This window comes from Clostridium algoriphilum, assembly GCF_020443705.1.
GTDB classification, from domain to species: domain Bacteria; phylum Bacillota; class Clostridia; order Clostridiales; family Clostridiaceae; genus Clostridium_AD; species Clostridium_AD algoriphilum.
Genome location: NZ_JAIZZK010000063.1, coordinates 1 through 10,281 on the forward strand (window position 1 = coordinate 1; position 10,281 = coordinate 10,281).

Consider the following 10,281-nt stretch of genomic DNA (forward strand, 5'->3'; position numbering starts at 1 on the left):
GGTGTAAGCATGGTAACATGTTCAGCTGACTAATACTAATAAGTCGAGGGCTTGACCAAATTATAAAGATAATGCGATAAACAAAACTCACTGTGCAATTTTGAGAGAATACTTTTTTATTAAGAAGGTAAAATTTCTCTATATAGAGATGATAATGAGAAGATATTTTATATTAATATCCGTAGTCAACGACGGTAGATTCTCAATTATTATTTCTGAAAAAAATCTGGTGATGATGGCCTGAAGGTAACACCCGTTCCCATACCGAACACGAAGGTTAAGCTTCAATGCGCCGATGGTACTGCAGGGGTAACCTTGTGGGAGAGTAGGTTGTCGCCAGGTCAATATTAAAATAGTTATATTTTAATATTTTATAAGGCTCCTTGGTCAAGCGGTTAAGACACCACCCTTTCACGGTGGTAACAGGGGTTCAATTCCCCTAGGAGTCACCATTTATGTATTTGCAGGTGTGGCGGAATTGGCAGACGCACTAGACTTAGGATCTAGCGCTTTACGGCATGGGGGTTCAAGTCCCTTCACCTGCACCATATTTACATAAAGTATAATTAAGCGGGTATAACTCAATGGTAGAGTGTTAGCCTTCCAAGCTAATTACGAGGGTTCGATTCCCTCTACCCGCTCCATTTAATTTAATATGCGTCTTTAGCTCAGTTGGATAGAGCAACGCCCTTCTAAGGCGTGGGCCGGGGGTTCGAATCCCTTAAGACGCACCATAATATTGGGATATCGCCAAGCGGTAAGGCACCACACTTTGACTGTGGCATTCGTAGGTTCAAATCCTGCTATCCCAGCCATATGATTCACTAGCTCAGTTGGTAGAGCACATGACTTTTAATCATGGTGTCCGGGGTTCGATTCCCCGGTGAGTCACCAAATTTTTTAAGGCTCCTTGGTCAAGCGGTTAAGACACCACCCTTTCACGGTGGTAACAGGGGTTCAATTCCCCTAGGAGTCACCAAAAATAGTTCTTGCTAATGCAAGAGCTTTTTTTGTTAGTTTCTTTTTTATTTTATAAAATAACGATTATTTTAGACACATAAAGTACTATAATGATAGTTATGATATTGATTATTTTTATAAATTAGTGTATATTTATAAAAATGGAGATGAAATTATGCTTATAAACAAAAGAGTTTTTATTGCAGAATTTATGAGAAGACCTAATAGATTTGAAGCATACGTAAAACTTAATGAAAAAGAAGTTATAGTGCATGTCCCTAACACCGGTAGATGCAAAGAATTATTAACTGTTGGCTCCAAAGTTTTATTAAGAGAAGAGCTTAATCCTACTAGAAAAACACTATACGATCTAATTGGAGTTTATAAAAATAATAAGATTATTAATATAGATTCACAAATTCCCAATAAGGTTGTTGATGAAGCTTTAAAAAATAAAAAGATACAAGGTTTGATTAAATACAATATTATTGAGAGGGAGAAAACTTTTAATAATAGTAGATTTGATTTTAAACTTTCTAATAATTTTGGCGAAGAATATTATCTTGAGGTAAAGGGAGTCACATTTGAATTACATGGCAAAACTATGTTTCCAGATGCGCCTACAGAACGAGGGAGAAAACATCTGTTAGAACTTATAGATGCTAAAAGAAAAGGGTTTGGAGCTGGAGTACTATTTCTTATTCAAATGAGTAATATAAATAGTCTATCTCCTTATGATGACATGGATAAGGCTTTTGGTGAGGCATTAAGATTGGCGTATAATAATGGCGTGGATGTTTTTGCTTATGAATGTGAAGTTGGTGAAAAGTTTATAACTTTAAGTAAATCGGTCCAGATTGTTTTATAACTTTAATATTATTTTGAATAAACTTATTTTAATATCAAACATAATAAATGTTTATTAATAGTATAAATAATAAGGAGGAAATAATTTGAAATTTATATATTGCCCAATTTGCGGAAAAGAGTTAATTGATAGAGATAGCTGGGATGAAGGGTCGGTTCCATATTGCCCTGTGGATGATATTATGTATTTTGACACTCCAAAACCATGTGTAGTGGTTGCAGTTATGAAGGATAAGGAAATTTTACTTCTTAAACAAAATTATACTTTCAAAAATTCCAAGGTATTAGTATCAGGATATGTTACCAATGGAGAATCTGTTGAGGAAACTGTGCATAGAGAAGTTAAAGAGGAAACTGGAATAACAGTTGGTGAGATAAAATATTTGGGGAGTGATTATTTAGCTTCTAAAGAAATTATAATGCTTACATTTATGGCTAAGTATGTTGAAGGGGAGATAAATAAATCGTCCGAAGTAGATTGGGTTGATTGGGGAAATATAGATGATGCAATATGTGAAATGAGTGAAGATGAAATAGGAAAAAGGGTTGTAAGAAAATTACTTAAGGAGATTGGATATAAGGGAAAAAAGGCTTATCGGTGCGATATATAAGCGTATTTTTAAGATTATATATAATTAAATATAATTAAAGGAAGTTAAAAATGGGTGAAAGTATTAGAAATAAGGATTTAACTAAAATAGTACCTCAAGTAATGGGAAATTTGCGAAGTCATATGATAGAGTTACCAACCGCAATAAGAGATGCTAGTGGAATTGTAATATTTGGTAAAAGATTGAAATCTTTTGTTTTTACTACGGATGTAGCTGTTATAAGAAATACAAATGCTGATGCAATTATTGCAGTATATCCATTTACACCTCAGCCAATAATAACGGAAGCTCTAGTACTCGCAGCAGATGTACCAGTATTTTGTGGTGTAGGAGGAGGAATTACTACAGGTAAAAGAGTAACAAACTTAGCGCTAGATGCTGAATTTAAAGGCGCCATGGGGATAGTAGTTAATAGTCCGATATCTAATGAAGTTATAACACAAGTAAGGGAAACTATAGATATTCCAATAATAGTTACAGTTGTATCAGAGTTTGAAGATATAGAGGCAAGAATAAATGCAGGAGCTACAATAATAAATGTTTCAGGTGCTAAAAACACAGCATATATAGTTAGTAAAATAAGACGAAAATATCCAGAATTTCCTATAATAGCTACTGGTGGTTCGAGTAATGAGAGCATAAGGGAAACTATAAAAGCAGGAGCTAATGCAATTACATATACACCGCCAATAGTAGCAGATATTCTAAATGAAATAATGATTAGGTATAGAAAAATTTATGGAGAAGAGAATAAAGAAAAATAACATACAATAAATTGAATTTAATTAAGGTGGTAGGAGATAAAATGGCTGTAGGTGGAGATAATTGTGATAAATGTCCTGAAGAATTGGAAAAACATTGTAATGGTGATGGTTTAGATTGTGTCTGTAAAAGGTGCCCGAGGAATTTAGGACAGTGTTTAACTACAAAATACTGTAGAGAAACTGAGTCTATAATTGATATAAAAGATTACTGGTGGGATAATCATTAATAAACGAATTGAAGAATCATAATAACTAAATAATAAGTGTACAAGCTGCTAGAGCATTTTATGTTTTAGTAGTTTTTTTGGTTATATGAAATAATTAAAACTATAAATGAATAGTTTTAATATGTAATTATATTTTGAAACAATATTAATTTTACTTAGTAAGAATTTATTGTTTGAATAAGACGAATACTAAGATTAATATATAAAATATAGCATAGGAGTGAAATTATGATTACAAGTGAATTGAAAAACAGAGTAGCTCAAAATTGCAGTGGATATACAACTACATACTCTATAGCGTTAATTAATAGCATTACTTATGGCTCCAAGAGCTGTGGTAGTTGTGTTAATTATCAAAGAGGAAGATGTATAGAGGAATTGTTTGATGAAATTAGGGAGATAATAAAACTAAATTAAGTTATTTTAAATTATAAGGAGGATTAGTATTATGCCAAATGTAGAACAAAGGACACATATAGCAAATAGTTGTAATGGGTATGACTCAGTAGGATCAGGATTTCAATCTTCAATAGGTACAATATTTAGTAAAAGTTGTAGTAATTGTAAGCATTTAAAAAACGATAAATGTGAAGTTAATTTATATGATAAGGTATTAGCCGGATTAGATCAAGGTTAATACAGATAGCAAATAGTTAATAACTTAATAATAATTTTAGAAAGATAATTACTTTATACTTAAATATACAATAACATTAGTTGTATATTAAGTTGAACTAATTATCTTTTTATATTTCATTTAATTAATTATTTCGTTAATTATTTTACTAATGTACTGTAGTTTATGTTAAAATAGTATAACTTGACGAAAAGAATAAAGTAAGGCAAAAGCTAAAACTTGGAGGGTGAATTATGCATAAAAGATTATTTATACCAGGGCCAGTAGAGGTAGCAGAAGATGTACTTCAAAAAATGGCTACACCTCAAATATCTCATAGAGGTAAGGAAGCATCTACACTACAAAGAAATATAAGTGATAAAATGAGAAAAATATTTAATACTAAAGAAGAAATATTACTTTCAACTAGTTCAGGAAGTGGATTAATGGAGGGTGCTGTTCGTTCGTGTACAGCAAAAAGAGCAGCTATATTTTCAGTGGGAGCATTTGGTGACAGATGGTTTAAAATGTGCACAGCCAACGGAGTACCAGCAGATAAATTTGAATCTGAATGGGGACAACCAACTACTAAACAAATGATTGAAGAGGTTTTAAAAACAGGAAAATATGATTTAATAACGATAACAATGAATGAGACTTCAACTGGTTTAATGAATGACATGGGGGATCTTTCGTCAGTATACAAAAAGTACCCAGAAGTTGTAGTATGCGTTGATACAGTAAGTAATGCTGCTGGAACAGAAGTAAATGTAGATGAATGGGCTATAGATATTTGTATAACATCATCTCAGAAATGTTTAGGGTTACCTGCTGGAATGGCTATTTGTACATTCTCAAAAAAAGCAGTAGAAAGAGCGAAACTTGTTACAAACAGAGGGGTATATTTTGATTTATTAGGACTGTACGAATGTATACAAAAGAAAGATTATCAATATACTTCTACTCCATCACTTTCACATATGTTTGCTTTAGATTATCAATTAGATAAGATTTTAGAAGAAGGGTTACATAATAGATACGCTAGACATATTGCTAATGCTGAAATTGTCAGAGCATGGGCTAAGAAATACTTTGAAATATTTCCAGATGAAAACTTTATGTCAAACACATTAACTAACATTACAAACACAAGGAAAATTGATGTTTCTGATTTAAATAAAAAATTAGGTGAAAAAGGATTTATTATATCTAATGGTTATGGTAAATTAAAAGATAAAACATTTAGGATAGCACATATGGCTGAAACAACACCACAAGAAATAATAGATTTATTAGCAACAATAAGTGGAATTTTAGCACTTAAATAATTAATAAATAATTAATAAATAATTTATATTTTAGTAATTCTTATAAATGACGTCTTAGATAAAAGATAAATAAACATTTGTATAGAAAAATTTAAAAAGTCACTAGAAATAAAGCATATTGTTTTTATATAAAGAGGAGGATTATCATGATTAGGATATTAGTTACTGATGGTATGGAAAAAAATGCTATAAAAGCATTAAGAGCTAAAGGGTTTGAAGTTGTTGAAGAATTTTATGAAACTAAAATTTTAGGTGAAAAATTGGAAGAGTTTGATGTAATTGTAGTTAGGTCTGCAACTAAAGTTAGAAAACCAATAATTGATAAAGCAGCAAAAGCAGGAAGGTTAAAGCTTATAATTCGTGGTGGAGTCGGAGTTGACAACATTGATGTAGCATATGCTAGGGAAAAAGGAATAAAAGTTGCTAACACTCCAAATGCCAGCAGTGCATCTGTAGCTGAACTTGCTCTTGCACATATGTTTGCAATGTCAAGATTTGTTAATATTTCAAATGTATCTATGAGACAAGGCATATGGGATAAGAAAAAATATAATGGCGTAGAGATTTCAGGAAAGACATTAGGGTTAGTTGGGTATGGAAGAATATCAAGACAACTGGCTAAAAAAGCATCTGCTCTTGGTATGACTGTTATATATACAGATATAATAGGCAAAGTTAAGGATGCGGATGAATATGAGTTCTGTGAATTGGATAATCTATTAAAAAGATCAGATTATGTATCATTACATATACCATTTGTTAAAGAGCAAGGAGCTACAATCGGAAAAGCACAATTAGATATAATGAAGGATGGCGCTTTTTTAATTAATTGTGCTAGAGGTGGGGTAGTTGACGAAGTTGCTTTAATAGAAGCATTAGATAGTGGTAAACTATCAGGAGCAGGAGTAGATGTTTTTGTTGAAGAGCCAACAAAAAATGAAATTTTAATTAATCATCCAAGAGTATCTGTAACACCACATATTGGTGCTGCAACAAAGGAAGCTCAAGTAAGGATAGGTAGCGAAATAATAAGTATTATTTATGATTTCTTTAAATAAGTGGATTAACCACTGGAGGAATAACTATGGCAGTAGTAAGACCTTTTAAAGCATACAGACCACAATTAGATTTAGTAAAAAAAGTAGCGGCACTTCCCTATGATGTTATGGATAGTGAAGAAGCTAGGGAAATGGTAAAGGGAAACCCTTATTCATTTCTACATGTTGATAAACCGGAAATAGATTTAGCACAAGATATAGACATTCACGATGAGCAAGTTTACTTAAAAGCTAGAGAGAATCTTCATAAATTGATTAATAGTAAAGTATATATTCAGGATGAAAAACCATGCATGTATATATATAGACAGATAATGGATGGAAGACCTCAAACTGGCATAGTTGCTTGTGCTTCAATTGATGATTACATAAACAATATTATTAAAAAACATGAGTTAACAAGAGCAGATAAAGAGCTAGACAGATTTAATCATGTTGATTATACAAACTGTAATACTGGACCAATATTTTTAACATATAAACATAAAGATGAAATAGATGATATAGTAAAAAATTGGACGAAAACAAAAACACCAGTATATGATTATAAATCAGAAGATGGTGTATCCCAAATTGTTTGGGTTATAGATGAGGGAGTCATTATTAATAAATTATCATCTATTTTTGCTGGAACAGATTACTTGTATATAGCTGACGGACATCACAGATCAGCTTCGGCTGTTAAAGTTGGATTAAAGAGAAGAGAAGATAACCCCTCATACACTGGTGAAGAAGAATTCAATTATTTTTTATCCGTTATATTTCCAGACAATAATTTATACGTAATGGGTTATAATAGAGTTGTTTCGGATTTATTTGGGAACACTTTTGAAAAATTTATGGGAAAAGTTTCTGAGAATTTTAATATAACATCATATGACGGTAAAGCTCAGTTCAAGCCGGAAGTGCAAGGAACATACGGAATGTACTTAGAGGAAAAATGGTATAAATTAGAAGCTAGAGAAGGAACTTTTAATAGGAGTGATCCAGTAGAAAGATTAGATGTATCAATACTTCAGAAGAATTTATTAGGGCCAATTTTAGGAATTGATGATCCAAGAACAAACCCTAGAATTGGCTTCATAGGTGGAATAAGAGGACTTGGCGAACTTGAAAGAAGAGTTAAGGGCGGTATGAAGGTTGCATTTTCTATGTGTCCTACAACTATGGATGATTTAATAGATATAGCAAATGAAGGAAAAACAATGCCTCCTAAGTCAACATGGTTTGAACCAAAATTACAAAGTGGAATATTTGTTCACGAACTATAGGTTAGTATTAGGTTAAAATATAACTGTTCAGATAGTTAGAAAGACCACGCATATGCGTGGTCTTTCTAACTATATAGGGTATAATTAAATTAGAATTTTAAATGTAGTAATTAATAGGTTATAAAGTATATAACCGTTAATATAGTTATAATTGAATATACTAAAAAGGAGAGAGTAATATATGCCACAGCATTCATTATCAAGAACAGAGTTACTTATAGGTATGGATAGTTTAACCAAATTACAGGAAAGTAAAGTAGTAATTTTCGGAATAGGTGGAGTTGGTAGTTATACAGTTGAAGCATTAGTAAGAGCTGGTGTAGGAAAATTGGTATTAATAGATGACGATACAATATGTTTAACAAATTTAAATAGGCAAATACATGCCACATTTAAGACTATAGGCAAAAGTAAGGTATTAGTAATGAGAGATAGAATACTAGAAATAAATCCTAAATGTGAAGTTACTACTTATGAAACATTTGTAACAGCAGACAATATGGGAGATATAATAACTGAAGATACAGATTACGTAGTAGATGCTATTGATACAGTAACTTCAAAAATATCTTTAGTTGAATACTGTAGAGAGCATAACATAGATATTATATGCTGCTTGGGTACAGGTAATAAACTAGATCCAACTTTATTTAAAGTTGCAGATATTTATGATACAAAAGTATGCCCACTTGCCAAAGTTATGAGACATGAACTACGACAGAGAAATGTTGACAAATTGAAGGTGGTTTATTCAGAAGAAACTCCTATTAAACCAAAATCAGGTGAGGTTATAACATGTAAAGAAGGTTGCGTATGTACAGGAGGTTCGAAAAAATGTGCTATGAAAAGGCAAATTCCTGGTAGTATATCCTTTGTTCCTCCTGTTGCAGGGATGATACTTGGTGGTGAGGTTATTAAGGATTTAATTAAAAACAGCTAATATTTAATTTTGTAAGATGAACAAAAGATAAGAATGCGAATTAATGTGTTCTTATCTTTTATTTAATATATAAGATTATATAGCTTAAAATAGAACAGTAACTGAGTTTCATTATTAATTGTATATTTAACTATAATTGTTTATGTTATAATAAAAGTAAGTATGGGGTTTAACAATTAATACTGTATTAATGATTTTAGTGTGGATAAAGGAGCTAAAAATGAACAAGGGTAAGTATGTAAATTTGGAAGCTTTAAAGGGCAATGAGAGAGAGTATATTATAAAAGATAATACTTATATTATACTAGGAAGAATATTTATAATAGAATTAGACAAACAAAATAAGTTTTGCCAATTTAGACTAAAATTTTATAATTATATTGATGGAAGTTATGAGCATTTAAAAGATACATTAAATCTTATGTTAAATATTTTATTTAAAAACATGGGAATAAATAAAGTAGATGTTATAGTTAATGAAAACATAATTATAAGGGCTTTTCTAGATTTAGGATTTGAGTTAGAAGGAATCATTACAGATAGTGTAATAAATAAATCTAATTATCAATCTGAAATGATGTTTGGTATAAGTGCTTTTGCTTTCAACAAAAATTCATTAAATAGAAATCTTACAATTAAAGGTAGCAACATTAAACTGCAAGTGTTAACCCCTGGAGATGCAGAAGAAATTTTAGCATTTTATATAAGAAACAGAAAATATTTAAAGTGTTTTGAACCTTCTAGGGCTGAAAGATTTTATACATTAAATAATCAGAAACGTACGTTAACAGAAAGTTATAAACAATATTTAAATGGTAATGGCGTTAATTTGGGAATATATAAGAATAATAAAATTATTGGTAAAATAAAAATATCTAATATAGTTATGGGCGTTTTTAAAAATGCTTTCATAGGTTATTCTATGGATGAAAAAGAACAAAATAATGGATATATGAAAGAAGCTGTAAAACTTGTAGTGACATATGCTTTTGAGGAATTACAATTACATAGAATAGAAGCAACTACACTAATAGATAATGAAAAATCACAAAGGGTTTTAAGAAACTGTGGGTTTAAGGAACTTGGTATAAGTGAAAAATACTTATATATAAACGGAGAATGGAGAGATCACATGGTTTTTTATAAGGTTAAAAGTAGTTAATTTAAATGATATAATTGATGTTTCTATAGAAACTAAATTAGTTAGTAGAATGAATTATTATATAAATCAAGTATTTACTATGACTTGCTAAAGAAATGTATGTATACTAATCCTAGTGTATCAATATAAGAAAAACGTAGAATAAGTAAGAAAATAAGATTATTGTGTACTTATGTTAAAATAAGTAGTGTACGCTATAAAACAGATAAATATAATTATGATAATATATTATATGTTGCTGTGATTTCATGGCGATAAAGTAATAACCACAGCATAGGATTTAGTTTTAAAAACTAAAAAAAGATGTTGACATATGATTAAACAACTGATAGAATAGTAGAAGTCGTCACATGATGACAAAGTAAATTGGTCTTTGAAAATTAAACAGAGAAATAGGTAAAGAGACGAAATAATATTTTGTTTTAACCAGTTAATTACTTTAGTAAAAGTAATATTTTAGTCGTAAGACTAAAAAGT

At 30.5% G+C, this 10,281-nt stretch carries 11 protein-coding genes, 7 tRNA genes and 1 rRNA gene; all 19 read left to right on the forward strand.

Annotated elements, in window-relative coordinates; genetic code table 11:
- Window positions 1-225: 225 nt before the first annotated feature.
- The 19 genes from rrf to LGK95_RS21155 all read left to right on the forward strand — a co-directional run bounded on the left by rrf (window position 226) and on the right by LGK95_RS21155 (window position 9,804).
- Window positions 226-342, forward strand: a 5S ribosomal RNA gene (gene rrf / locus LGK95_RS21065).
- 35 nt (window positions 343-377) lie between these two features.
- A tRNA-Glu gene (locus LGK95_RS21070) sits at window positions 378-452 on the forward strand.
- 11 nt (window positions 453-463) lie between these two features.
- Window positions 464-548, forward strand: a tRNA-Leu gene (locus LGK95_RS21075).
- A gap of 22 nt (window positions 549-570) precedes the next feature.
- Window positions 571-644: transfer RNA gene (locus tag LGK95_RS21080), tRNA-Gly, on the forward strand.
- Window positions 645-657: 13 nt separating this feature from the next.
- A tRNA-Arg gene (locus tag LGK95_RS21085) sits at window positions 658-734 on the forward strand.
- A 6-nt stretch (window positions 735-740) separates the two neighbouring features.
- Window positions 741-815: transfer RNA gene (locus LGK95_RS21090), tRNA-Gln, on the forward strand.
- 3 nt (window positions 816-818) lie between these two features.
- A tRNA-Lys gene (locus tag LGK95_RS21095) sits at window positions 819-894 on the forward strand.
- Window positions 895-904: 10 nt separating this feature from the next.
- Window positions 905-979: transfer RNA gene (locus LGK95_RS21100), tRNA-Glu, on the forward strand.
- 156 nt (window positions 980-1,135) lie between these two features.
- Window positions 1,136-1,828 (forward strand): DNA/RNA nuclease SfsA, encoded by a 693-nt coding sequence (gene sfsA, locus LGK95_RS21105; RefSeq protein ID WP_226126878.1) that lies wholly within the window; start codon window positions 1,136-1,138, stop codon window positions 1,826-1,828.
- Window positions 1,829-1,913: 85 nt separating this feature from the next.
- A complete protein-coding gene (locus tag LGK95_RS21110) occupies window positions 1,914-2,438 on the forward strand; it encodes an NAD(+) diphosphatase (RefSeq protein WP_226126879.1) in 525 nt (174 codons plus the stop codon).
- Between the two features lie 50 nt (window positions 2,439-2,488).
- Window positions 2,489-3,202, forward strand: a complete 714-nt coding sequence (locus tag LGK95_RS21115) for a hydrolase (RefSeq protein ID WP_226126880.1) — start codon at window positions 2,489-2,491, stop codon at window positions 3,200-3,202.
- A gap of 41 nt (window positions 3,203-3,243) precedes the next feature.
- A complete protein-coding gene (locus LGK95_RS21120) occupies window positions 3,244-3,429 on the forward strand; it encodes a hypothetical protein (RefSeq protein WP_226126888.1) in 186 nt (61 codons plus the stop codon).
- A gap of 228 nt (window positions 3,430-3,657) precedes the next feature.
- Entirely contained in the window at window positions 3,658-3,846 is a 189-nt protein-coding gene (locus LGK95_RS21125; protein WP_226126881.1) for a hypothetical protein, read from the forward strand.
- A 31-nt stretch (window positions 3,847-3,877) separates the two neighbouring features.
- Window positions 3,878-4,066 (forward strand): hypothetical protein, encoded by a 189-nt coding sequence (locus LGK95_RS21130; RefSeq protein WP_226126882.1) that lies wholly within the window; start codon window positions 3,878-3,880, stop codon window positions 4,064-4,066.
- A gap of 233 nt (window positions 4,067-4,299) precedes the next feature.
- Window positions 4,300-5,373 (forward strand): pyridoxal-phosphate-dependent aminotransferase family protein, encoded by a 1,074-nt coding sequence (locus LGK95_RS21135; RefSeq protein ID WP_226126883.1) that lies wholly within the window; start codon window positions 4,300-4,302, stop codon window positions 5,371-5,373.
- A gap of 146 nt (window positions 5,374-5,519) precedes the next feature.
- Window positions 5,520-6,431, forward strand: a complete 912-nt coding sequence (locus tag LGK95_RS21140) for a D-2-hydroxyacid dehydrogenase (RefSeq protein ID WP_226126884.1) — start codon at window positions 5,520-5,522, stop codon at window positions 6,429-6,431.
- Window positions 6,432-6,457: 26 nt separating this feature from the next.
- On the forward strand, window positions 6,458-7,702 hold the full coding sequence (locus tag LGK95_RS21145; protein ID WP_226126885.1) for a DUF1015 domain-containing protein: 1,245 nt from the start codon (window positions 6,458-6,460) through the stop codon (window positions 7,700-7,702).
- 181 nt (window positions 7,703-7,883) lie between these two features.
- Entirely contained in the window at window positions 7,884-8,642 is a 759-nt protein-coding gene (locus LGK95_RS21150; RefSeq protein WP_226126886.1) for a tRNA threonylcarbamoyladenosine dehydratase, read from the forward strand.
- A 220-nt stretch (window positions 8,643-8,862) separates the two neighbouring features.
- The gene (locus tag LGK95_RS21155; RefSeq protein ID WP_226126887.1) at window positions 8,863-9,804 is read left to right on the forward strand and encodes a GNAT family N-acetyltransferase; all 942 of its coding nucleotides are present in this window, start codon (window positions 8,863-8,865) and stop codon (window positions 9,802-9,804) included.
- Window positions 9,805-10,281 lie beyond the last annotated feature (477 nt).